General features: G+C 72.3%; 20 protein-coding genes. 12 read left to right on the top strand and 8 right to left on the bottom strand.

Features of this window, described 5'->3' with window-relative positions; translation table 11 throughout:
* Window positions 1–21: 21 nt before the first annotated feature.
* From ACERUN_RS14020 to ACERUN_RS14000, 5 genes are all read left to right on the top strand, one after another.
* Complete coding sequence (locus ACERUN_RS14020) at window positions 22–660, top strand: pyridoxamine 5'-phosphate oxidase family protein (protein ID WP_370290632.1); 639 nt, start codon at window positions 22–24, stop codon at window positions 658–660.
* A 100-nt stretch (window positions 661–760) separates the two neighbouring features.
* On the top strand, window positions 761–2,308 hold the full coding sequence (locus ACERUN_RS14015; protein ID WP_370290631.1) for a hypothetical protein: 1,548 nt from the start codon (window positions 761–763) through the stop codon (window positions 2,306–2,308).
* Between the two features lie 9 nt (window positions 2,309–2,317).
* Window positions 2,318–3,175, top strand: a complete 858-nt coding sequence (dapF, locus tag ACERUN_RS14010; protein ID WP_370290630.1) for a diaminopimelate epimerase — start codon at window positions 2,318–2,320, stop codon at window positions 3,173–3,175.
* Between the two features lie 102 nt (window positions 3,176–3,277).
* Window positions 3,278–4,054, top strand: coding sequence for an SDR family oxidoreductase (locus ACERUN_RS14005; RefSeq protein WP_370290629.1), 777 nt, complete (start codon window positions 3,278–3,280; stop codon window positions 4,052–4,054).
* A gap of 108 nt (window positions 4,055–4,162) precedes the next feature.
* Window positions 4,163–5,863, top strand: coding sequence for an alkaline phosphatase (locus ACERUN_RS14000; RefSeq protein ID WP_370290628.1), 1,701 nt, complete (start codon window positions 4,163–4,165; stop codon window positions 5,861–5,863).
* 32 nt (window positions 5,864–5,895) lie between these two features.
* Here ACERUN_RS14000 and ACERUN_RS13995 read toward each other — a convergent pair whose 3' ends face one another.
* Window positions 5,896–6,534, bottom strand: a complete 639-nt coding sequence (locus ACERUN_RS13995) for a hypothetical protein (RefSeq protein ID WP_370290627.1) — start codon at window positions 6,532–6,534, stop codon at window positions 5,896–5,898.
* A gap of 303 nt (window positions 6,535–6,837) precedes the next feature.
* On the opposite strand from ACERUN_RS13995, the gene hflX reads away from it, so the two are divergent.
* The 3 genes from hflX (at window position 6,838) to ACERUN_RS13980 (ending at window position 11,287) form a co-directional block, all read left to right on the top strand.
* Window positions 6,838–8,241 (top strand): GTPase HflX, encoded by a 1,404-nt coding sequence (hflX, locus tag ACERUN_RS13990; RefSeq protein WP_370290727.1) that lies wholly within the window; start codon window positions 6,838–6,840, stop codon window positions 8,239–8,241.
* 99 nt (window positions 8,242–8,340) lie between these two features.
* Entirely contained in the window at window positions 8,341–9,093 is a 753-nt protein-coding gene (locus ACERUN_RS13985) for an SGNH/GDSL hydrolase family protein (RefSeq protein ID WP_370290626.1), read from the top strand.
* 118 nt (window positions 9,094–9,211) lie between these two features.
* Window positions 9,212–11,287, top strand: coding sequence for an ATP-dependent DNA helicase (locus tag ACERUN_RS13980; RefSeq protein WP_370290625.1), 2,076 nt, complete (start codon window positions 9,212–9,214; stop codon window positions 11,285–11,287).
* A 17-nt stretch (window positions 11,288–11,304) separates the two neighbouring features.
* Here the strand turns inward: ACERUN_RS13980 and ACERUN_RS13975 are convergent, their stop codons facing one another.
* Window positions 11,305–13,005 (bottom strand): MXAN_6640 family putative metalloprotease, encoded by a 1,701-nt coding sequence (locus ACERUN_RS13975; RefSeq protein ID WP_370290624.1) that lies wholly within the window; start codon window positions 13,003–13,005, stop codon window positions 11,305–11,307.
* Window positions 13,006–13,131: 126 nt separating this feature from the next.
* Entirely contained in the window at window positions 13,132–13,902 is a 771-nt protein-coding gene (gene lexA / locus ACERUN_RS13970) for a transcriptional repressor LexA (protein ID WP_370290622.1), read from the bottom strand.
* A gap of 447 nt (window positions 13,903–14,349) precedes the next feature.
* On the opposite strand from lexA, the gene ACERUN_RS13965 reads away from it, so the two are divergent.
* On the top strand, window positions 14,350–14,763 hold the full coding sequence (locus ACERUN_RS13965) for a LysM peptidoglycan-binding domain-containing protein (protein WP_370290621.1): 414 nt from the start codon (window positions 14,350–14,352) through the stop codon (window positions 14,761–14,763).
* 74 nt (window positions 14,764–14,837) lie between these two features.
* Here ACERUN_RS13965 and ACERUN_RS13960 read toward each other — a convergent pair whose 3' ends face one another.
* Both ACERUN_RS13960 and ACERUN_RS13955 read right to left on the bottom strand, forming a co-directional pair.
* Window positions 14,838–15,179, bottom strand: a complete 342-nt coding sequence (locus ACERUN_RS13960) for a hypothetical protein (protein WP_370290620.1) — start codon at window positions 15,177–15,179, stop codon at window positions 14,838–14,840.
* 81 nt (window positions 15,180–15,260) lie between these two features.
* Window positions 15,261–15,836, bottom strand: coding sequence for a hypothetical protein (locus ACERUN_RS13955; RefSeq protein ID WP_370290619.1), 576 nt, complete (start codon window positions 15,834–15,836; stop codon window positions 15,261–15,263).
* Between the two features lie 326 nt (window positions 15,837–16,162).
* Between ACERUN_RS13955 and nrdR the strand changes: the two genes are divergently transcribed.
* Both nrdR and ACERUN_RS13945 read left to right on the top strand, forming a co-directional pair.
* A complete protein-coding gene (nrdR, locus tag ACERUN_RS13950; protein ID WP_370290618.1) occupies window positions 16,163–16,654 on the top strand; it encodes a transcriptional regulator NrdR in 492 nt (163 codons plus the stop codon).
* A gap of 185 nt (window positions 16,655–16,839) precedes the next feature.
* Entirely contained in the window at window positions 16,840–19,737 is a 2,898-nt protein-coding gene (locus ACERUN_RS13945) for a vitamin B12-dependent ribonucleotide reductase (RefSeq protein ID WP_370290617.1), read from the top strand.
* 206 nt (window positions 19,738–19,943) lie between these two features.
* Here ACERUN_RS13945 and ACERUN_RS13940 read toward each other — a convergent pair whose 3' ends face one another.
* The 3 genes from ACERUN_RS13940 to ACERUN_RS13930 form a co-directional block, all read right to left on the bottom strand.
* Window positions 19,944–20,345 carry a hypothetical protein gene (locus ACERUN_RS13940; protein WP_370290616.1) on the bottom strand — a complete coding sequence of 134 codons (402 nt, stop codon included), beginning with the start codon at window positions 20,343–20,345 and terminating at the stop codon, window positions 19,944–19,946.
* 53 nt (window positions 20,346–20,398) lie between these two features.
* Window positions 20,399–21,394, bottom strand: a complete 996-nt coding sequence (locus ACERUN_RS13935; RefSeq protein ID WP_370290614.1) for an aldo/keto reductase — start codon at window positions 21,392–21,394, stop codon at window positions 20,399–20,401.
* 83 nt (window positions 21,395–21,477) lie between these two features.
* Window positions 21,478–22,026: a hypothetical protein gene (locus tag ACERUN_RS13930; protein ID WP_370290613.1), complete on the bottom strand. Its 549-nt coding sequence runs from the start codon at window positions 22,024–22,026 to the stop codon at window positions 21,478–21,480.
* Between the two features lie 142 nt (window positions 22,027–22,168).
* On the opposite strand from ACERUN_RS13930, the gene ACERUN_RS13925 reads away from it, so the two are divergent.
* Entirely contained in the window at window positions 22,169–23,548 is a 1,380-nt protein-coding gene (locus ACERUN_RS13925; RefSeq protein WP_370290612.1) for an NAD(P)-binding protein, read from the top strand.
* Window positions 23,549–23,629 lie beyond the last annotated feature (81 nt).

The following is a 23,629-nucleotide window of genomic DNA, read 5'->3' as shown; positions in this document are numbered from 1 at the left end:
CCACGGCCTAGGTTCGGGGGCATGAGCCCCCGGGACGACTGGCACGAGATCACGGACGACGCCGCGCTCACCGCGCTGCTTGGTGAGCCCACCGCAGCGGCCCGCGACAAGGAGCGCTCCGCCCTCACCGAAACCGATCGCGACTGGCTGGCCGCCTCGCCGTTCTGCGTCATCGCCACCGCCGACGCGGCCGGCAACTGCGACGTCTCGCCGAAGGGCGATCCCGCCGGCTCGCTCGTGCACGTGGTCGACGAGCGCACCATCGCGATCGCCGAACGCCCCGGCAACCGCCGCGCCGACGGCTACCGCAACGTGCTCGCCAATCCCCACGTCGGCCTGGAGTTCCTCATCCCCGGCCGCGGCGACACGCTGCGCATCAACGGACGCGCCCGCCTCGTCAGCGGCGCGCCCTTCTTCGACGACCTCGTGGTGAAGGGGCACCGGCCGGTGCTCGCCCTCGTGGTCGAGATCGACACGATCTTCAGCCACTGCGCCAAGGCGTTCCTGCGCTCGCAGCTGTGGCAGCCCGAGACCTGGGACCCCGAGGGCACCGTGCCCCGGCGCGCGGTGCTCGCGAAGCTGCACGAGCGACCGGACGAGGATCTCGCCGCGCTCGACGAGTACTACGGGCCGGCGTACGCCGAGGGGCTGTACCGCTGAGCGCTGGACTGAATTCCTGACGGATTCGCGTCCTCGTGCCTGCCGGCCGTGATGGGATGGTGGCCGCGGGGCGCACTGACGCCCTCTCGGAGGGATCACCATGCTGCGTTTCGAGTCACTGACCGCCCGCGTGCTGCTGCTGGCGTGCATCGGAGGGCTAGTGGCCGTCGTCGGCGCGACCCCCGCGCAGGCGGCCACCTGTTCGAAGGTCCGGACGCTCTCGCTCTCACGGTCGACCGTCGAAGCCACCGGCACCGTCGCTGGCCGTGTGGTGCTGAACTGCGCGGTCCGCCGCGACGTCACCGTCCGGCTGACAGGCGGTGACGGAGTCGCGCTGCCGGCGACGGTGGTTGTGCCGCGGGGGCGCAGCCTCACCCGCTTCAACGTGACGACTGCACCACGCCCCCGATCCGGAGCCGTTCGGATCCAGGCCCGTTCGATCGGAGCGGGGCGGTCGGCACTGCTGAGGATCCACTCCGGATGTGCTTCGCGGCTCGAGTCGTTGGCCGTCCCGCCACTGATCCACGCTGGCGAGACCGCCTCGGCCACTGTGCGCCTCGCGTGCGCCCCCGGCAGTCCTGTGCGCGTCAACCTCGCCGCAGATCATCCCATGGTTCACGTCACGACCGTGACCGTTCCTGCCGGCAGCCGCGCGGCGCGTTTCCCGGTCCGCGTCGATGCGTCGAGGCTGCCCTTCGACCGTCCTCGCGCAACGACGATCAGTGCGACCTACGTCGGCCGGGCCAGGACGGAATCGGCGCAGCTCGACATCGGGATCGCGACGCTCACGTTCACCTCCTTCGGGGCCTCCTCCCCCCGCCTCAACCTGCAGCTGACCGAGTCGCCCGGGGAGCGTGGACCGATAGCGGTCGCCCTCGGCTCGGACAACCAGAACCTCCACCTCCAGCGGGAGAAGTCCTTCTCCGGCAGCGTTCGTGGCTCCGATCTCGACGTCGCGATGGATCCGGTCAGCAGCGACACGGTCGTCACCGTCGCCGCTCGGTTGGGCACGCAGGTCGTGACGGCACGGTCGTTGGTCCTGCGGCCCTACCGCCCGGGCGACCCGCTGAAACTGGTAACGAGCGAGCCCGGACCCCTGACCTTCGGAGGGCAGGTCGTCACGGCATCCTTCGGATCGATGAGGCCTCCGGGCACGGACGACGTCGACGCGCGCATCTCGCTGATCTACCCCGATGGCTCCGCGGTGGAGAACCCGGCGAACCCGACTCGCATCAGTGCTACCGGGGGCGTGAGCACTTTGTTCAGCATCGAGCTTCCGAGGGTCACTCGCACCACGACCCTGCGCGTCCGCGCCGTCGGCGCCGGGTTCGACCTCAGGACGCCGATCACCGTCCATCCGACGGCCTCGGTGGCCGTGCCCGCACAGGTGGAGGCTGGTGTTCCCTTCACCGTCACGATCACAGCCGACGGTCCCTCGTCGATCGACCAGCGGTTTCATCCTGTGAACGGCCTCTTCTCGGTCCCTGAGGAGGTCACGCTTGCGAAGGGCCGTACGTCAGTCACTTTCGAGGCCACAGCCGACGCGACGTTGAGCGGTACCTACTACCTGGAAGTGCTTCGTGAGCCGGAGCTCCTCAGCTCCAACCTCTTCGAGATCGCGAACGGCTCGTCGGCCGAGGCCCCGTAGGCTGGCCCCGTGACCGCGCCCTACCCGTTCCTCAAGGGTCACGGCACCGAGAACGACTTCGTGCTCCTGCCCGACCACGACGGCACGGTGCACGGTGACCTCGATGAGGCTCGCGTCCGCGCGCTCTGCGACCGGCGCGCGGGCATCGGCGGCGACGGCGTGCTGCGCGTCGTCCGCACGGCCGCGGCCGGGCCCGACGCCGAGGGTCAGGACGCCGAGTGGTTCATGGACTACCGCAACGCCGACGGCTCGATCTCGGAGATGTGCGGCAACGGCGTGCGGGTCTTCGGATGTCACCTCGCGCAGGAGGGCCTGGTCGATCCCGCGCAGCCGGTGCCGGTCGCCACCCGCGCGGGCATCACGGTGCTCACCTTCGAGGGCGGGGACGCCGACGGCGAGATCACCGTCGACATGGGGCGGCCCGGGGTCCACGGGGTCACCGAGGTGAGCATCGGGGGAGTGCACTTCGCCGCACGGCACGTCGACATGGGCAACCCGCACGCGGTGGCGCTGCTGCCCGAGGGCGTCGGCCTCGAGCCGACCGGCCCCGTCGGTCCGCTCCTCGACGCACCGCACCACGACCCCGCGGCCTACCCGCACGGCGTCAACGTCGAGTTCGTCGTGCGCCGCGGCCCACAGCACGTGGCGATGCGCGTGCACGAGCGCGGGTCGGGCGAGACGCGGTCGTGCGGCACCGGCGCCTGCGCCGTCATGGTCGCCGCCAGCCTCGAGGACGACGCACCGCGCGGCACCGAGTACGTCGTCGACCTCCCCGGCGGCACGCTGCGCATCACCTGGACCGATGCCGACCGCATCCTCATGACCGGGCCGGCCGTCGTCGTCGCGCGCGGCACGACCGACCTCTAGGACCCACTCCGCCGACGGGTCTTGCGACGTCGCCGACCCTCGCCCTCGGCCACCCGGGGGAGTCGCCGAGAACCCGTTCCACCGCCCGCTACGCTCCGCCCCATGGAACTCAACGGATCCTCCGCCATCGTCACCGGCGGCGCCTCGGGCATCGGCGCTGCCGCGGCCCGCCAGCTCGCCGCGCGCGGTGCCACCGTCGTCATCGCCGACCTGTCGGCTGAGAAGGGCGAGGCGCTCGCCGCCGAGATCGGCGGCGTGTTCGCCGCCGTCGACGTCACCAACACCGAGCAGATCGCCGGTGCCGTGAAGGCGGCCGCCGAGATCGCCCCGCTGCGCGCGGTCGTGAACTCCGCCGGCATCGGCTGGGCGCAGCGCACCATCGGTCGCGACGGCCAGCTCGAGTCGGCCCACTCGCTGGAGGCCTTCACGAAGGTCATCCACATCAACCTCATCGGCACCTTCGACGTCGTGCGCCAGGCCGCCACCGTGATGAGCCAGAACGAGCCCGACGCCGACGGCTGCCGCGGCGCGATCGTCAACCTCGCCAGCGTGGCCGCCTTCGACGGCCAGATCGGCCAGGCGTCGTACTCGGCGTCCAAGGGCGGCGTCGTCGGCATGACCCTGCCGGTGGCCCGCGACCTGTCGGCGGCCGGCATCCGCCTCAACACCGTGGCGCCGGGCCTCATCGACACCCCGATCTACGGCGAGGGCGAGGCGGCCGAGGAGTTTAAGGCCAACCTCGGCAAGAACGTCCTCTTCCCCAAGCGCCTCGGTGCTCCCGACGAGCTAGCCAGCATGGTCATCGAGTGCCTCACCAACGCCTACATGAACGGCGAGGTCATCCGCGTCGACGGCGGCATCCGGATGCCTCCCAAGTGATGAGAGAAGTGACCAGGGCCTGATCGAACCCGGCCCGACGGCCGGACTTCACCCGCGCGTCCACCGGCGCTCCACCGCCGGTCGACGCGCGGGTGTCGTCTGTGGGTCGTGACGCTCCGGCCCGAGCCCCGTCCGCCCGCTCCCGCTCCCGCACCTGCCGGTCCGGGGCGCCTGCGTCCCCAGGCCCCCGGCGACCTGCGGCTCCCGCGCCGCACCACCATCGTCGCCGGCCTCGCCGGCATCGCGGTGCCCGCCGTCGTCGGCTCCTCGGCCGGCCTCGGCCTCCCCGGCCTCCTCGGCGGCAGCCCCGCCTTCGTCGAGCGCCGCCGCGACCTCGTGGACGGCGCCCGCAGCGGTGAGGTCACCACGTCGTCCGCGCTCATCTGGTCGCGGGCGCCACAACCGGGGCGGATGATGCTGCGGGTGCGCAGCGGCGGGCGGGTGCTGCGCCGGGTGCGCGGCCCGTGGACCGACCCGCGCGTCGACCTCACCGCCCGCCACTACCTCACCGGCCTCGCCCCCGGCCGCGCCTACGAGGTGGACGTCTGGTTCGAGACGCCCGAGGGCGAGCGGTCGGCGCCGCACCTCGTGGAGTTCTCCACCGCGCCGGTGCACACCGCCGCGCAGAGCCTGGTGTGGTCGGGCGACACCTGCGGCCAGGGCTGGGGCATCGACACCGCTCGCGGCGGCCTCACCTCCTACCGCGCGGTGCTCGACCTGCGCCCCGACCTCTTCGTGCACGTGGGCGACACCATCTACGCCGATGAGCCGATGACCTCCACCGTGCACCTGGACGACGGCACCACCTGGGTCAACGACCTCACCGAGGACGTCCTCGTGGTCGCCCAGACGCTCGGCCAGTTCCGCGGCCGCCACCGCTACCCGCTGCGCGACGCCAACGTGCGCGCCTTCCACGCGGCCGTGCCCACGGTGTCGATGTGGGACGACCACGAGACGGCCAACAACTGGTACCCCGGCGAGACGATCGGCGACGACCGCTACACCGAGCGGCGCGCCGACGTCCTCGCTCGGCGCGGTCTGCGCGCGTGGCAGGAGTACCAGCCCGTCCCGCTGCGGCGAGTGGTCGGCGGCGATGGCGACGGTTTCGCAACCGCCCGCATGTACCGCCGCATCCCGCGTGGTCGTCACCTCGACGTCATCTGCCTCGACATGCGCAGCTGGCGCGGCCCGAACCCCGCCACCGATCCGCGCCGGGCCCGGCGTCAGGCCACCGACGGGCTGCTGGGCGCGGAGCAGGAGGAGTGGCTGATCCGCACGCTGCGCGAGTCGCGGGCCACGTGGAAGGTGGTGTGCGCCGACCTGCCGCTCTCGGCGCCCACCAACCGGGTCACCGACCTCGACGGCTACGCCAACAAGGACGACGGCCCGCCGCTCGGTCGCGAGCCCGAGCTCGCCCGCGTGCTCTCGACGCTTAAGCGCGACGGCGTGCGCAACGTCGTGTGGCTCAGCGGCGACGTCCACTACACCGCCGCCTACCGCTACGACCCGGCGCGCGCCACCTTCACCGACTTCGACCCGTTCTGGGAGTTCATCTCCGGCCCGCTCGCCGCCTCACCCTTCTGGCGCAAGGACGACGAGCTCGACGGCACCTTCGGCCCCCAGGTCGTCTTCTCGCAGGGCGAGTCGGAGAAGGGCCGCCTGGACGTCGCCCCGCGCCCCACCAACCAGTACCTCGGCCAGCTGCAGATCGCCGTGAGCGGTGAGCTCACCGTCAACCTGCGCGACGCGGCCGGCTCGGTGCTGTGGACGACGACGCTCGAGCCTGACGAGCAGCAGCCGAGGCGCTGACGCGCCGGCGTGATGAGCCGGCGACCGACAGCTCAGCCCTGGCACATGATGAGCCCGTAGGGCCCCTGGGTGGTGCGCTGGTCGCGCACCTTGCCGTCGACGGTGACGGTGCAGGTGATGCCGGCACCGGTGGGCCCGGCCTGCACGAACAGGCGGGCGTAGTCGGGCTTGCCGTACACGATCGTGGCGAGCGACCACTCGCGGCCGACGTCGCGCACGGTGCCGGTGGGCTTGTCGGTGCTCGTCGGCACCTGGTAGCCGACCACCGGGATGGGGGCGGAGGAGGAGACCCGCAGCACGAGGCGGTGCGGCACCGCGAACTTCGAGCCGCCCGTGCCACCGAGGCCGTCGGGGTCGTAGCCCGGCAGGTTCGCGAACGGGTTGTCGGCGGTACCGGCGCCGCGACCGCTCGTCGCGGTCGTCGAGCCGCTGGCGCCCGCCTGCGGGTCGTCGCGGATCACGTAGGGGTCGGTGATCGACCCCGATCCGGAGGGGTCGGGCAGGGGCTTCTGGTTGGCCGAGACATCGTCGTCGCCCGGCAGCACCACGAACGCGACCATCGCGGCGAGCAGCACCGCGGCCACAGCACCGACGGCGTAGAAGGGCCGGCGGTCGTGGCGCCAGCGGTGGGCCAGCACGTGGCGCCAGTGGCGGAAGGCGTTCGGGATCACATGGAGGTCAACGACGCCGCCCCGACAACGTCATGGCCGCGAGGCCGTGGGCGGCGCGATCTGAGCCACAGGTCCCGCAGGGTCCCGGGGCGTCGTCCAGCCGAAATCGGGAAGCATCACGCGGACCCCGTGGTTACCCTGAGGACGCTTATGACGAACCCTGCCGAACGACTCAGCCCCGACTACGACCTCGACCGCGACCCCCGCGAGGGCGCGGCACCGGTCGACCCCGACTTCACCCTCGAGGTCGCGCTGCGCTCCACCGAGGGGTGGGACGAGGTCGACGACCTCGCGCCCGACGCGATGGTGGCCGACGACTTCGAGTCCGGCTACGCCGACGAGCCCACCACCGGCGACCTCGACCTCGTCGAGCGCCACGAGCTGCGCCGCGTGGCCGGGCTGCGCACCGAGCTCGACGACATCACCGAGGTCGAGTACCGCCAGCTGCGGCTGGAGCGCGTCGTCCTCGTGGGGGTGTGGACCGAGGGCAAGGTCGCCGAGATCGAGAACGCCATGGCCGAGCTCGCGCTGCTCGCCGAGACGGCCGGCTCCGAGGTGCTCGAGGCCATCTACCAGCGCCGGTCCTCGCCCGACCCGGCCACCTACATCGGCCGCGGCAAGGTCGAGGCGCTGGCCGAGATCGTGCAGGCCACCGGCGCCGACACCGTGATCTGCGACGGCGAGCTCGCCCCCTCGCAGCTGCGCAACCTCGAGGACCGCGTGAAGGTCAAGGTCGTCGACCGCACCGCGCTGATCCTCGACATCTTCGCCCAGCACGCGAAGTCGAAGGAGGGCCAGGCGCAGGTCGAGCTGGCGCAGCTGAACTACATGAAGCAGCGTCTGCGCGGATGGGGTGGCAACCTCTCGCGCCAGGCCGGTGGACGCGCTGCCGGCGGTGACGGCATCGGTGGCCGCGGCCCCGGTGAGACCAAGATCGAGACCGACCGCCGCCGCATCAACGACCGCATCGCCAAGCTGCGCCGCGAGCTCAAGGAGATGCGCGGCACCCGCGAGACCAAGCGCCAGGGGCGCCGTCGCAACCAGGTCCCGTCGGTGGCGATCGCCGGCTACACCAACGCCGGCAAGTCGTCGCTGCTCAACCGCCTCACCGGCGCCGGCGTGCTCGTCGAGGACGCGCTGTTCGCCACCCTCGACCCCACCACCCGCCGCACCCAGACCCCCGACGGTCGCGTGTTCACGATGAGCGACACCGTGGGCTTCGTGCGCCACCTGCCCCACCAGCTGGTCGAGGCCTTCCGCTCCACCCTCGAGGAGGTCGCGGACGCCGACCTCATCGTGCACGTGGTCGACGGCTCGCACCCCGACCCCGAGGGGCAGCTCACCGCGGTGCGCGCGGTGCTGGCCGAGATCGACGCCGGCGACGTCCCCGAGCTCGTCGTCATCAACAAGGTCGACGCCGCCGACCCGCTCGTCGTCGACCGCCTGCGCCGTCGCGAGCCCCACTCGGTGGCCGTCTCCGCCCGCACCGGCGAGGGCATCGCCGAGGCGCTGGCCGCCATCGAGGCCGACCTCCCGCGCCCGCGCGTGGAGTTCACCGCCCTGGTGCCCTACGCCCGCGGCGACCTCATCGACCGCATCCACCGCGACGGCGAGATCGCCACCATCGAGCACACCGCCGACGGCACCCACGTCACCGGCCGCGCCTCCGAGGCGCTCGCCGGCGAGCTAGCCGCCTACGCGGTCTGAGCGGGCCGGTCGGCCCCCGGGGCCACCCCGACACGTCGGCTGGTGGGCTGCCCGCGGGTTCGATGAACGCCATGGCGATCCGTGGGTGATGATGTGCGCGTGACTCGGCACCACGCCCCCGCCGCGCGCCTCCCGCGCGCCCTGCCTCGTCCCCCCCACCCGCGTGGACGACGCACGCGCGTCGCCCTCCTGTGCGGCCTGCTCCTGGCCGGCGTGCTCTCCACGGTGCTGCTCGCCCGCGCCGGCGCCGGCACCGACCGGTGCACGTGGTTGGCCGAGCGCTCGGTGGCCCGCGCCAACCTGGTCACCGGCCCACGCGCCGGGGAGCAGGTGCTGGTGGTGGGCGACTCGTACTCGGTGGGAGCCTCGCTGCCGCCCGAGCGCAGCTGGCCCGTGCGACTGCCCGGGCGGGTGCACGTGGCGGGCTTCGGCGGCAGCGGCTTCACCCGCTACGCCAGCCCCTGCGGCGACCGCTCCTACGCCACGCGCCTCGCGCTGGCCCTGCGCGAGCACCCCCGACCCGCGCTCGTGGTGCTCGAGGGCGGCCTCAACGACACCGACCGCCCCGACGTGGAGCTGCGCCGCGGGTTCGCGCGCGTCGTCCGCGTGCTCGACGGGCGCCCCGCGCTCGTCGTCGGTCCTGCTCCGGCCCCGGCGCGCCCACGTGCCCAGGTGCGACGCGTCGATGCCACCCTCGCGCGCCTCGCCGCCGAGGCGGACCTGCCCTACGTCTCGATGCTGGGGCTGCGGCTGGGCTACCTGCCCGACCGGCTCCACCCCACCTCCGCGGGCCAGCGCCGGTTCGGCGACCGCGTCGCCGCGCGTGTCGAGGGCCTGCTGGCCGCGCGCTGACCCCGCTCGCCCCCGCTCGCCCCCGCTCGGATACGGGCGTGTGGTCGATGCCATGCCGCCGGGTCGGGGGTGTGGAGGGAGGTGCGGGCGGGCGTCGTCCACGCCGTAGGGTTTGCCGGTGACCACCGCCGAGCCCGTCGAGAGCCCGCCCGAGAAGACGACTGCGAGCGCCCCCGCGCGTCGTCCGAAGGCCGACGCCGCCGCGGTGAAGAAGCTGCTGGCACAGGCCGTCACCGCCCTCGGCGGCCAGCAGCGGGACGGCCAGGTGGCCATGGCCGAGGCGGTGGCCGACGCCTTCGGCAGGCGCCGCCACCTGCTCGTGCAGGCCGGCACCGGCACCGGCAAGTCGCTCGGCTACCTCGTGCCCGCGCTGCTCCACGATCGCCGCGTGGTGATCGCCACCGCCACCCTGGCCCTGCAGCACCAGCTGGTCGAGCGCGACCTCCCGCGCCTCGTGGACGCCGTGGGCACCACCCCGGGCGTCGACGCGAAGTTCGCGGTGCTCAAGGGGCGCTCCAACTACGCGTGCCTGCACCGCGTGCGCGAGGGTGCGCCCGACGACCAGGGCGAGCTGATCCAGGCCGAGGAGGCCCTCGGTGCGCTCGGGCGCAAGGTGCTCGAGCTGCGCGAATGGGCTGAGAGGTCGTCGGCCGACAAGGGCACCGGCGAGCGTGACGACGCGCCCCGCCACACCGAGCGCGAGTGGCGCCAGGTGAGCGTGTCGGCGCGCGAGTGCCTCGGCGCCACGCGCTGCCAGTTCGCCGAGGAGTGCTTCGCCGAGCGCGCCAAGGAGAAGGCGGCGAAGTCCCACCTTATCGTCACCAACCACTCGCTGCTGGCGATCGACGCCATCGAGGGGATCCCGATGATCCCCGACTACGACGCCGTGGTGATCGACGAGGCCCACGAGCTCGCCGCCCGCGTCACGCAGGCCGCCACCGACGAGCTGTGGGCCGCCGAGGTCGAGCGCGCCGCGCGCCGCAGCGTGCGCCACGTCGAGGGCAGCGAGGGCGACGACCTCGCCGACGCCGCCGACGCCCTGCGCGCGGCCGTGGCCGACGCCCCCGCCGGCCGCTTCGACCCGCTGCCCGAGGAGCTCGCCGACGCGCTGGCGCTGGTGCGTGACGCCGCTCGCGCCTGCCTGTCGGCGTTCCCCCGTGCCAAGCCGGGAGAGGCGGGTGAGGCCGACCCCGCCCTGGCCCAGGCGAAGGCCTCGCTGCAGGAGGTCTTCACCACCGCCGAGCGCATGGCGGCGGCCTCCGAGGGCGACGTCATCTGGCGCACCGAGGGCTCCGACCGGATGCCGCCCACGCTCTGCGTGGCGCCGCTCCAGGTGTGGGGGCCGATGCGCGACCGGCTGCTCGCCGACAAGACGGTCGTGATGACCTCGGCCACGCTCATGCTCGGCGGCGACTTCGACTCCGTGGCCACCTCGGTGGGCCTCAAGCCCTCCGAGCGGGTGGGGGAGGGGGCCCGCGAGCGCTCGTCCGGGCTCGGCGATCTTCCGGACGACGCCCAGCCCTGGCGCGGGCTCGACGTCGGCAGCCCGTTCGACTACCGCCGCCAGGGCATCCTCTACCTCGCCCGGCACCTCCCGCCGCCCGGGCGCGACGGCCTGGGGCCGGCCCAGCTGGCCGAGATCACCGAGCTCGTCGACGCCGCCGACGGCCGCACGCTCGGACTGTTCTCCAGTCGCCGCGCGGCTGAGGCGGCCGCCGAGCACGTCCGCACGGCGCTCCCGCACCTCACGACCCTCGCCCAGGGCGAGGCGCAGCTGCCCGAGCTCGCGCGCCAGTTCGTGAGCGACCCCCACACCTGCCTGTTCGGCACCCTCGGCCTGTGGCAGGGCCTCGACGTGCCCGGCGACACCTGCCAGCTGGTGCTCATCGACCGCATCCCGTTCCCGCGGCCCGACGACCCGCTCATGAGCGCGCGGCAGAAGGCCGCCGACCAGGCCGGCGGCAACGGCTTCCTGCAGGTGGCCGGCACCCACGCGGCGCTGCTGCTCGCGCAGGGCGCCGGCCGGCTGATCCGCACGACGAGCGACCGCGGCGTGGTCGCCGTCCTCGACCCGCGGTTGGCCACGGCCCGCTACGGCGGGTTCCTGCGCGCCAGCCTGCCGCCGATGTGGCCGACGAGCGACCCGGCCGTCGTCCGCGCGGCGCTCACGCGGCTGGCGGCCGGGTCGTCGTAGTCGGCGTCCAGCCGGGGTCAGCCCCGCACGGCGCGCACGATCACGCCCTGCTTGAGGCCGTTGTCCACGGGGACGCCCTGGCAGGTGGCGTCGGTGTTGGTGCCCAGGCTCCCGCAGCGCGCGAACCGGGTCGAGGCGTTGATGGCGTCGAGCTCGATCCAGTCGACCCGGCTGCCGAACGGCACGGCGAGCACGCCGTCGCCCGAGGCGTTGAGGGCCATCTTGCGCAGGTAGGGCGCCTTGCCCCGCGGCTTCACCGTGATGATCGCCGAACCGCCGGCGGCGATGCTGCTCATGTTGACGCGTACGCGCAGCGTCCAGGCCCCGCTCATGCTCGGCGTGTAGCGGAAGTGCTTGGCCGAGAGCTGCTCGAGGTCGAAGGTCGTGGTGCGCGACGCCGAGGCGCCGATGCGGTACGAGAGCCGCAGCGGGGCCGGGCGGTAGGAGGCGCCCTCGCTGTAGTACGTGCGGGGCTGGCGGTTCCACGCGGTGAAGTAGGAGAACTGCAGCGGCAGGTCGGTGCGCAGCTCGCGCAGCGCCAGCGCCACACCCTGCACCGAGTAGCGGCGCGCGCCCAGGAACTCCCAGATGCGGCGGATGATCACCGGCAGGCCGGCCTGCGCGCGGGGGAAGCGCTCGCTGAGGTAGCGGAAGAAGATCCACGAGCCGTAGGGCGTGATGCCGAAGGAGGAGTCCAGGCGCTGCTGCGGACGGCCGAGCGGGCCGAACGGCAGGTACTGCAGGTTGTCGTTGACGCTGTCGAAGAGCTGGTCCTCGGCCCAGGTCGCAGTGGCCTCCACGATCCAGGTGTCCTCGCCCACGTCGTAGGCGAACTGGATGGCGTGGAAGAACTCGTGGGCCGCGGTGACCGCGAGGTTCTCAGCCGGGCTGTTGGCCGTGCCGAACTGGCTCGCCGCGAAGTCGTTGTCGAGCGCGCAGTAGGCGGTCGAGGTGGTGTGCAGGGTGTTCTGCGTGGGCACCTCGGGGGCGCAGAAGCCGTAGAGCTGGCCGAGGTCGGGCACGTTGAGGTCGGCCAGGTAGACGTCGAAGCGACCGCTGGGGTTGCCAGCGGTGTCACCGGTGGTGCCGTCGGGCAGCGGACGACGGTAGCCCGCCGCCACGTACTGCGAGGCCACGCCCTCCATGCGGGTGAGCACCTGCTGGGCGTAGGTGAGCGTGGCGGCGTCCTTGGTGGTGGCCACGTAGTGCACGCAGATCGTGGGCCCGCACACGGGACGCTGCTCGGTGGTGGTGTAGCAGGCGATCTCGCCCTCGTCGGTGCAGTTGCCGTCGCCGGTGCCGTTGCGCGAGTCGGTGGGGCGCGCGAGCAGGCGCGCGGCAGTGCGCCGGTCGGCCGGGGCGAGGTCGGCCTTGCGCAGCGCGAGGTCGCGCAGCGCGAGCGTGAGGTCCTTGCCGCCCGCCGGTGCGGCCGTGGTGGACGGCGCCGGGGCGGGCGCGGGGACGGCGGGCGCGTCGTCCGGGGAGACGATCTGCTGCACCGCGGCGAGGGCCTGCTCGGCCAACTCGCGGGGGGTGTCGAGCACCGACAGGGCCGGCGACGACGGGTCGCTGGTCGCGGACGGCGTGGCCGGTGCTGCGGGCGCAGGCTCGTCGGCACGGGCGCCCGCGGCGCCGAGGGGTGCGAGGAGCAGGCCGGCGAGGAGCGCGACGCCGACGCGGGCGTGCAGGGGGGAGGGCCGAGAGGACCGAGATGACATGGGTGACCTTCGTTCGTCGGTGATGGCCCGACCCTACGTCACCTCGAGCGCAGCGAAGCGGTCGGCGACGGCTCGCGGGGAGCCGTCGCCGACCGCTTCGAGGTCGTGTCGGTGCAGGTGTGGCGATCAGACGCGACGCAGCACCGCGGTGACCTTGCCCAGGATCACCGCGTGGGTGCCGTCGATGGGCTGGTAGGCGTCGTTGTGCGGCAGCAGCCAGACCTGCCCGTCCTTGCGCTGGAAGGTCTTCACCGTGGCCTCCCCGTCGATCATGGCCGCGACGATCTCGCCGTTCTCAGCGGTGGGCTGCTGGCGGATGACGACGTAGTCGCCGTCGCAGATCGCAGCGTCGATCATCGACTCGCCGCGCACCTCGAGCAGGAAGAGCTGGCCGTCGCCGACGAGCTGGCGCGGCAGCGGGAAGACGTCCTCGATGCGCTCCTCGGCCAGGATCGGCCCGCCAGCCGCGATGCGCCCCACGACCGGGACGTTGGCCGGCGCCGGTGCGGCGTCGTTGATGCCGGTCTCGTCGATCCCGCTGTCGGGGTCGCCGACGTTGCCGATCGAACGCCGCGCCGCCATCACCTCGGGCAGGAAGACCTCGAGGGCGCGCGGACGGTTGGGGTCGCGCTTGAGGTAGCCCTTCTCCTCCAGCGTGCGCAGCTGGTGGGCCACGCTCGAGGTGCTGGTCAGGCCCACCGCCTGGCCGATCTCGCGCATGCTGGGCGGGTAGCCGCGCTTCTCGATGCTGTCCTTGATGTGGGCGAGCACCCGCTGCTGGCGCGGGGTCAGGCCGGTCGCGTCCGGCGGTCCGTCGGGGAGCTCGCTCACCCGCGGACGCCGCGCGCTGGTGCCGCTGCCGGCGTCTCGTGGCGTGCCGCTGTGCTGGTCGGCCATGTGCTGCCCCTCTGACTCGCTGGTGACTCGGTGGTGAATCGGTGGCGCCCGGGTGGTGCGTCGGCGTCCTGCGCTGACGGTAGTCATCGACGCCCCCCGGTTTCAAACACCTGTTCGAACGGCGTGTCGCGAGGGTGCGCGCTGCTCGGCCCCTCGGTGGCGGGCGGGCTGCGGGCGGTGCTGCGGGCGGTGCTGCGGGCGAGCGCTGCGGGTGAGGGCGACACGCCGTTCGAACATCCGATCGATCGAATGCTGGATTTGTTCGAACAGGTGATCTAGTCTCGTACACATGTTCGATCGAACCTCTGATCGAACGACCCGGCGTTCGGGCCCCGCGCCCGGCTCCCACGGACTTGTGTCGGACCCCTCCGCCACGCTCCTCCTCGCCGGGCCGCACCGCCCGCACCGCCCGCACCACCCACTCCGTCCCTTCCCCCGGAGGTCCCCATGAGCACGCTGACCCTGGTTCCCCAGGCCGCCCCTCGCACGTCGGCCCACCGCACCGCCGCCCGTCGTGTCGCCGTCTCGCGCACGCAGGTCGTGGCGAGCCCGGTCCGTCGCGGCGAGGTGCGCCTGACGCGGCGCGGTCGGCTCGTCGTCCTCGTGCTGGCGTGCGCGGTCGTGGCCGCGATCGCGGTGATGGTGGCCGCCGGTTCGGCGGCCACGGACTCCACCGGCGGCGCGGCCCGGGTCGACGTCGTCACCGTGGCCCCGGGCGACACGCTCTGGGGTATCGCCGGCGACGTCGCGGCCGACCTCGACATCGATCTGCGCGAGGCGGTCCAGCGCGTCGAGCAGCTCAACGTGATCGACGGCGGTGTGGTCTACGCCGGGCAGGAGCTCCGCGTCCCGACGCGATGAGCCACCGCGTCACCCCCATGGTCCCTCCGCCGACTCGACCCCGGCGGAGCCTCGCAGACGGGCCGTCCGCTGTCTCAGCGGGCGGCCCGTTTGCCCCCCTTGGGGGCGTTCGGGTCGCGCTTGGGGCGCGGAGGGGCGGGCTCGCCCACCAGGCCGAGTGCTCGGGCGATGCGCACGGCGAGCATGAAGGCCAGGAAAAGGCAGAGGACCGCGCCGAGCGCGGCCACCGCGAGGAAGAGCCACGCGCTCGCCTTGCCGTCGTGGCGGGCGGTTGCACCGAAGTCGATGGCGGCGAGCACGAGGTAGCCCCAGGCCACGATTGCGAGCGTGACGCCGGCGGCGAGACCGAGCAGGTCGAGGCGCAGGCGGGGCCTGCGCCCCGAGGATCCTGCTCGCCTACCCGTCACGCGCGCCATTGTTGCCGATGGTGGGCCCGCCGCGGAGGCGGACCCGCCGCGGCGACGGGGCCGACCTGCCGGCGTGGTTGCGGTGACAGCTCAGTTCGTGGGCGACACGGCATAGGTGAGACTCGCCCCGCCGTCGGCGTCCGCCGCGGTCAGCACCACGTCGAAGCCGTTGCCGGTGGCGTTGGCGTAGGTGCCCTGCGAGAGGTTGCCCAGGGTGAAGCCCTTCGTCGTCAGGGCCTCGGTCGCCTGGGCGAAGGCGTCGGCGGCCGCAGCGTCCACCGAGGTGGTCACCGTCCAGCCGGGATCGCCGGCCGACGTGGTGGCCTTGTTCGCGAAGGTCGGGGTCCCGATCACGCTCACCTGCTGCGGGAAGTCGTCCGGCAGGTCGACGGGCACGCCCGAGGCGCCGGCGCCCACGTCGCTGGCCGGGCCGGAGGACGCGGCGGCGTCGCCCCCGAGGTCAGCCTTCTTGGTCTCGGTGCCGCACCCGGCGGCAGCGATGCCCAGCGCGGCGGTCGAGGCGAGCACGGCGAGAGTGGTGCGGGCCGCGCGGCGCCGAGGCGCAGGGCGGCTGGGTGCCGTCGAGAGCTGCGAGGCGGTGTCGGGTGCGGTGTGGGGCGCGGTGGGGGATGCGGTGTGGAGTGCGGTGTGGAGGGAGCGATCCATGGGCCCAGCCTGCCGTCTGGGTGTGCCCCCGCGCGAGAGGTTGGCGCGGATCGGCGCCCGTCACCGCTCGTCGCCGATCGGCGTCGACGCGCTCTTGCGCGCTGGGGGAGAGGGGCGTACGGTTACCACTACATCTAGTAGTTACAACGATGTAGTTCTCCACATCTAGTCCACAGCGGCCGGGGTGGAGGTCCACAGATTCGGACTACTTGTGCACAGATCAGCGTTCTACCTGTGTACGAAGGTGGGCTTCGACGTGCGCCGTCACGACGTCGCTCGCTCCCGCTACGCCACCGTCACGCCCCGCTCGGAGAGGAGGACCACCCGTGCACTGCCCCTACTGCAAGCACAGCGACACCAAGGTCCTCGACTCCCGCGTGGCCGATGACGGCTGCTCGATCCGCCGCCGCCGGGTGTGCCTCTCGCCGGAGTGCGAGAAGCGGTTCACCACCGTCGAGGCCATGCAGCTCACCGTGCTCAAGCGCTCGGGTGCCACCGAGCCGTTCCACCGCGAGAAGGCCATCGCCGGCGTCCGCAAGGCCTGCAAGGGCCGCGGCGTCCACGAGGACGACCTGGCCCGCCTCGGCCAGGAGGTCGAGGACCAGCTCCGCCTGGCGGGCAGCCCGGAGATCGCGGCCCACGAGGTGGGCCTGGCGATCCTGGCGCCCCTGCGGCGCCTCGACGAGGTCGCCTACCTCCGCTTCGCCTCCGTCTACCGCGGCTTCGAGTCCGCCGCGGACTTCGAGAGCGAGATCGCCCTGCTGCGCGCCGAGCGCCAGCTGCAGAGCGAGCACGCTCAACCGGCCCCCACGGGCTGACCACGATCGCCCGGCAGGTAGTGGGGAAGCTGCCTGCCGGGCACACCAACGCCCTTCCCCGACCCCGCCCCGACCTCCGCCTTCCCCGATGTGCGAGCCGCGGACCGCGCACCTTCTGAGCAGCAGCTCAGCACCAGCACCACCACGCCGCAGCAGTTCCCCCAACCAGGAGATCCAGGAGAGTCATGACCGAGACGGCCAACCCGACCACGGCAGAGGTGTCGGGCTTCCACAAGCGCGGCCTGAAGATCGAGCGGGTCTTCAGCACCGCCGGCGTCCACCCCTACGACGAGATCACCTGGGAGCGTCGCGACGTCGTCCAGACCAACTGGAAGACCGGCGAGACCGTCTTCGAGCAGAAGGGCGTGGAGTTCCCCGACTTCTGGTCGCTCAACGCCTCCACGATCGTCACCACCAAGTACTTCCGCGGCGCCGTGGGCACCCCGGAGCGCGAGACCGGTCTGCGCCAGCTCATCGACCGCGTCGTGCACACCTACACCAAGGCCGGCATCGAGCACGGCTACTTCGCGTCCGCGGCGGATGCCGAGACCTTCGAGCACGAGCTGACCTGGCTGCTCGTGCACCAGTACTTCTCCTTCAACTCCCCGGTCTGGTTCAACGTCGGCACCAAGTCGCCCCAGCAGGTCTCGGCCTGCTTCATCCTCTCGGTCGACGACTCCATGGACTCGATCCTGAACTGGTACAAGGAGGAGGGCTTCATCTTCAAGGGCGGCTCCGGCGCCGGCCTGAACCTCTCCCGCATCCGCTCCTCCAAGGAACTCCTCTCCTCCGGCGGCACCGCCTCGGGCCCCGTGTCCTTCATGCGCGGCGCCGACGCCTCGGCCGGCACCATCAAGTCGGGCGGCGCCACGCGTCGCGCGGCCAAGATGGTCGTGCTCGACGTCGACCACCCCGACATCGAGGAGTTCGTCGAGACCAAGTGGCGCGAGGAGGACAAGATCCGCGCCCTGCGCGACGCCGGCTACGACATGGACCTCGGCGGCAAGGACATCACCTCCGTCCAGTACCAGAACGCCAACAACTCGGTGCGCGTCAACGACGAGTTCATGCGTGCGGTCGAGGAGGGTCGCGAGTTCGGCCTGCGCGCCCGCAAGGACGGCTCGGTCATCGAGACCGTCGACGCCCGCTCGCTGTTCCGCAAGATCAGCGAGGCCGCCTGGGCCTGCGCCGACCCCGGCCTGCAGTACGACGACACCATCAACGCCTGGCACACCAACCCCGAGACCGGTCGCATCACCGCCTCGAACCCGTGCTCGGAGTACATGTCGCTCGACAACTCCTCGTGCAACCTGGCGTCGCTGAACCTCATGAAGTTCCTCAAGGACGACGACACCTTCGACGCCCCGCTGTTCGCCAAGGCCGTCGAGCTGATCATCACCGCGATGGACATCTCCATCTGCTTCGCCGACTTCCCGACCGAGCCGATCGGCCAGACCACCCGCGACTACCGCCAGCTCGGCATCGGCTACGCCAACCTCGGCGCGCTGCTCATGGCCATGGGCCTGGGCTACGACTCCGACGGCGGTCGCTCGATGGCGGCCACCATCACCTCGCTGATGACCGGCACCTCCTACCGCCGCTCGGCCGAGCTCGCCGGCATCGTCGGCGCCTACGCCGGCTACGCCCGCAACGCCGAGGCCCACCAGCGCGTGATGCGCAAGCACCAGGCGGCCAACGACGACGTCCGCCCGCTGCACATCGCCGACGCCGAGACCCTCAAGCTCGCCACCGCGGAGTGGGCCAAGGTCATCGAGCTCGGCAAGAAGTTCGGCTACCGCAACGCGCAGGCCTCCGTGCTCGCGCCCACCGGCACCATCGGCTTCATGATGGACTGCGACACCACCGGCATCGAGCCCGACTTCTCCCTGGTGAAGTTCAAGAAGCTCGTCGGCGGCGGCTCGATGCAGATCGTCAACCAGACCATCCCGCGCGCGCTGAAGAAGCTCGGCTACCAGCCCGAGCAGATCGAGGCGATCGTCGACTACATCGGCGAGCACGGCCACGTGGTCGACGCCCCCGGCCTGCGCACCGAGCACTACGAGGTCTTCGACACCGCCATGGGTGAGCGCGCGCTCAAGCCCATGGGCCACGTCAAAATGATGGCCGCCTGCCAGCCGTTCCTGTCGGGCGCCATCTCCAAGACCGTCAACCTGCCGGAGTCGGCGACGGTCGAGGAGATCGAGCAGATCTACATGGAGTCGTGGCGCCTCGGCCTCAAGGCCACCGCGATCTACCGCGACAACTGCAAGGTCGGCCAGCCCCTGGCCGACGGTGGCGGCAAGGCCAAGAAGGACGCCGCCGCGGCCGAGGCCGCCGGTGCCGAGGCCCAGGTCGTCGAGAAGGTCGTGGAGAAGGTCGTCTACGCCCCCACCCGCAAGCGCCTGCCGAAGTCGCGCCAGGCACGCACCACCTCGTTCTCGGTGGCCGGTGCCGAGGGCTACATGACCTCGGGCGCCCACGACGACGGCACGCTCGGCGAGATCTTCCTCAAGCTCGGCAAGCAGGGCTCGACCCTGGCCGGTGTGATGGACGCCTTCTCGATCGCCGTCTCGATCGGCCTGCAGTACGGCGTCCCGCTGGAGACCTACGTCTCGAAGTTCACCAACCTGCGCTTCGAGCCCGCCGGCCTCACCGACGACCCCGACGTGCGGATGTCGCAGTCGATCATGGACTACGTCTTCCGCCGCCTGGCGCTCGACTACCTGCCCTTCGAGGAGCGTGCCGCGCTCGGCATCTACTCCGCCGACGAGCGTCAGCGCCACCTCGAGACCGGCTCGTACGAGCCCATCGAGGAGACCGGCTCGGCCTCCGAGCTCGTCGAGTCGGCCCCGATCGCCAAGGCCGCGCCGGTCGAGTCGGCCGAGACCGCCGAGGTCGTCGACGAGGACCCCCTCGCCGGCGCCCCCGAGGTCAAGGTCGCCAAGACCACCGCCGAGCTGCTCGAGAAGCTCACCGGCACCGCCGTCGACTCGCCCCTGTGCATGACCTGCGGCACCAAGATGCGTCCCGCCGGCTCCTGCTACGTCTGCGAGGGCTGCGGCTCCACCAGCGGCTGCAGCTGATCGGCTCGACCTGTCAGCCCTGAGCTGACTTGAACGCCCCCAGGCGCCTCATCTGCGAGGCGGCCGGGGGCGTTCGTCGTCCACGGGGTGGGCGGTGGTCGCCGTGGTGTCGCGCGCACCAACGATTTTTGTCGGGTTTCGGGTCGAGGGGCGACAAAGATCGTTGGTGCGTCGGCAGGGCGCGCTCGGCGTCGGCCTCGGGGGCTCTAGTAGACGAAGATGTTGCGGCCGTCCCTTCGCTGGATGAACTCGGCCCCCAGCGGTTCGTCGATCATGTGGATCGCCACGACCAGCGCGATCGACCGCAACGGAATCCGCCGCAGAGGCTCGCCTCGGTGGACGGGCGCCCACACGGAGCTGCTGGCGATCGCGTCCGGCGACAGGCGAATCTCGTACGAGAGGGTCTCGCCGCTCAGCTTCTTGCTGACCATGACGCTGACTCCACCGCCGTCGGGAACGAGCGAGAGGCCGATCCTCTCGTCTCCAGCGAGGGCAGACGGCGACAGGAACCGCCACGCGCCGCTCTCATCCATCCGGTGGACGCGCTTCAGGTGCTCGAGAAGCTGCTCTGCCCACGCCTTATCGGCACTCGTCGCTTGATCAGTCACAAGCGACACACCGTGCCTGTTTGCGCTTGCTGGCCACGTCTTCCCTCCGCCTCTCAGCTGCGCGCGGTCGGCCCGGTGTGCGCGTAGCCGACCGGCTCGCGCGGGGTGTAGGCCGCCTCGAGCTCGGCGGCGTCGTCCTCGCTGAGGTGGACGTCGAACGCGGCCACGGCGTCGGTGAGGTGGTGGGCCTTGGTGGCACCGACGATCGGGGAGTCGACCACCGGGTTGCGCAGCACCCACGCGAGGGCTACCGCGGCCATCGAGGCCTCGTGCCGCTCGGCCACCGCGGCCACCGCGGCGACGATGCGGGCGTCGTCCGGCTGGTAGAGGGTCTTGCCGAACTCGTCGGTGGCGACCCGGTCGGTGGTGGCGTCCCAGGGGCGGGCGAGGCGACCGCGGGCCAGCGGGCTCCACGGGATCGAGCCGACGCCCTGGTGGGCGAGCAGCGGGAACATCTCGCGCTCCTCCTCGCGCATCAGCAGGTTGTAGTGGTCCTGCATGGAGACGAAGCGGGTCCAGCCGCCGAGGTCGGCGGCGTGCTGCATCGTGGCGAACTGCCAAGCGGCCATGGAGGAGGCGCCGAGGTAGCGCACCTTGCCCGCGCGGACGACGTCGTGCAGCGCCTCCATCGTCTCCTCCACCGGCGTGGCCGGATCGAAGCGGTGGATCTGGTAGAGGTCGATGTAGTCGGTGCCGAGGCGCGTGAGCGAGGCGTCGACCTGCTCGAGCACCGCGCGGCGCGAGAGCCCGGACCCGCCCGGCCCGTCGTGCATGCGCCCGTGCAGCTTGGTGGCGAGGACGACGTCCTCACGACGGGAGAAGCGGGTGATCGCGCGCCCGACGAACTCCTCCGAGGAGCCGGCGCTGTAGACGTTCGCGGTGTCCCAGAAGGTGATGCCGAGCTCGACGGCCTGGCGGAAGAACGTCGCTGCGGCGTCCTCGTCGAGCACCCACGGGTGTCCGCCGCGGCTGGCGTCGCCGTAGCTCATGCAGCCGAGTGCGAGCCTGCTGACGGTGAGTCCGGTCGAGCCGAGTCTCGTGTACTGCACGGTTCCTCCCAGGGGCGGGGTGGCGGTGGGCGGGCGCCGTCCGCGCCGCCTTCTCGAACCTACTCCGCGCGGATGGTGGGCGATCAGGTGTCGTAGTCCAGACCGTCCCAGGGGGCGTAGTAGACGATGAAGTCGCCCGGCCTGATGCCGATGTAGTAGCCGCCGCCGTCGGCCTCGTCGTAGCGGCCGACCTCCCAGCCGAAGGTGGCGCCGTCGACGACGGTGGTGAAGGGCTCCACGGTGATCGGCTCGAGGGTGTAGTCGCCGAGTTCGCGCAGTCGTCGCTCGACCAGATCGCCCGCCGCTGCGCTCACGGCTTGCCCCGGCGGCCCGTCGCCCTTGGCGACGGGGTCGACCCGCACCTCGTCGAAGGTGCCGTCCGCATTCCACAGGAAGAGGCCGACGAAGCCGGTCGTGGGCTCGGAGGAAGGGTCGAAGAGCTCGTCGGTGAGGAAGAACCTCCGTCCGTCCTCGGCCGTGCCGGCGTAGGGCACGTGGTAGTCGTCGGGAGCGATCGTGAAGCGGGTCGGACGCACGTCGGCCGGCTCGGCGGCGTCCTGCTGCTGGGGTGCGCAGCCCGAAGCGAGCAGGCTGGCGATCACAGCGGGGACGGCGAGACGGCGGCGGAACACGGGGGCATCGTGTCAGGGCAGGCGCACGCACCAACGAAATTCGTCCTTCCTGACGCGAAAAGCGACAAAATCCGTTGGTGAACCGCACACCACGGCGACCACCGACTCCCACAGCCACCCACGCGGCTGGTTCGATACCTACATGAGCGACTTGGTCGAGTCCGACTACCTCGTGGTGGGGGCGGGGGCGTCCGCGATGGCGTTCGTCGACACCCTCGTGGACCACAGCGATGCCACGGTGACGATCGTCGACCGGCGCGAGGCGCCGGGCGGGCACTGGCTCAGCGCCTACCCGTTCGTGCAGCTGCACCAGGCCGCCTGCTTCTACGGGGTCGCCTCCGAGGTGCTCGGCGGGGGGCAGCTGCAGACCGACGGGCCGGAGGCCGGGTTGCAGGTGCGCTCGAACGCTGCCGAGATCACCGCCTACTACGCGCGCGTGCTCGACCGGTTGGAGGCCACCGGTCGCGTGCGCTTCCTCGGCGCCCACGAGCTCGAGCAGGTGGACGACGCGGGGCGCGTGCGCCGCCTCGCCGACGGCACGACGCTGCCGGTGGCGCCCGGCACGAGGGTCGTCGACGCGACCTACCTCTCGCCGCTCATCCCGAGCCAGGTGCCGCCGCCGTTCGAGGTCGCCCCCGGCGCGCGGGTGGTGGCGGTCAACGACCTGCCGGACGCCGGCGCCGCCCGCCGCTACGCCGTGATCGGCTCGGGCAAGACCGCCACGGACGCCTGCGTGTGGCTGCTGCGCAACGGCGTCGACCCCGACGCCATCACCTGGGTGCGCCCGCGCGAGCCGTGGATGCTCGACCGTGCGCAGATCCAGCCCGTGCCCGAGACCTACCAGGGCATGTTCGCCGAGATCGTCGAGGGCGCCGCGAGCTCGGCCACGCTCGACGACCTCTTCGGCCACCTCGAGGACGCCGGCGTGATGCTACGCATCGACCGCACCGTGCGCCCCACGATGGCGAAGGCGCCGACCCTCGGCCGCTGGGAGCTCGACCTGCTGCGCTCGATCACCCACGTGGTGCGGCTCGGGCACGTGCGTCGCGCGGAGGAGGGGCGTTTGGTGTGCGACGACGGCGAGGTCGACCTCGGGCCGGACGCGCTCGTCGTCCACTGTGCGGCCGACGGTCTGCGCAACCCGCCGCTGGTGCCGGTGTGGGGCCCGCAGCGGATCAGCCTGCAGCCGGTGCGCGCCGGGTTCCCGTGCTTCGGCGCCGCCCTCATCGGCTACGTCCAGGCCACCCGCGCGGACGACGCGACGAAGAACGCGCTGTGCCACCCGGCGCCCTTCGGCGACCGCCTCGAGGACTGGGCCGACATGAACGCGCGCGGGCTGCGCTCGGCGGCCTCGTGGGGTGCCGAGGCCGACATCCGCGCGTGGGCGGCGGGCGTGGCGATCAACCCCGGCCGCATCCCGGACGACGCCCGCTCGCCCGAGCTGGAGAGCGCGATCGATCGCATCGCCCGCCACCGCGACGCCGCGATCACCAACCTCACCCGCTGGGCCGCCGGCGCCTGAGCCCGGTCGATCCGCGAGGGCGATCCGCGGGGTCGAGCCGCGGTGTCGAACGCCCACCATCGGACCCCGGTGGCAGCATGC

Source organism: Nocardioides sp., assembly GCF_964229035.1.
Lineage (GTDB): Bacteria > Actinomycetota > Actinomycetes > Propionibacteriales > Nocardioidaceae > Nocardioides.
The sequence above is the reverse complement of the archived record's forward strand: the minus strand, read 5'-3'. Positions and strand labels throughout refer to the sequence as shown.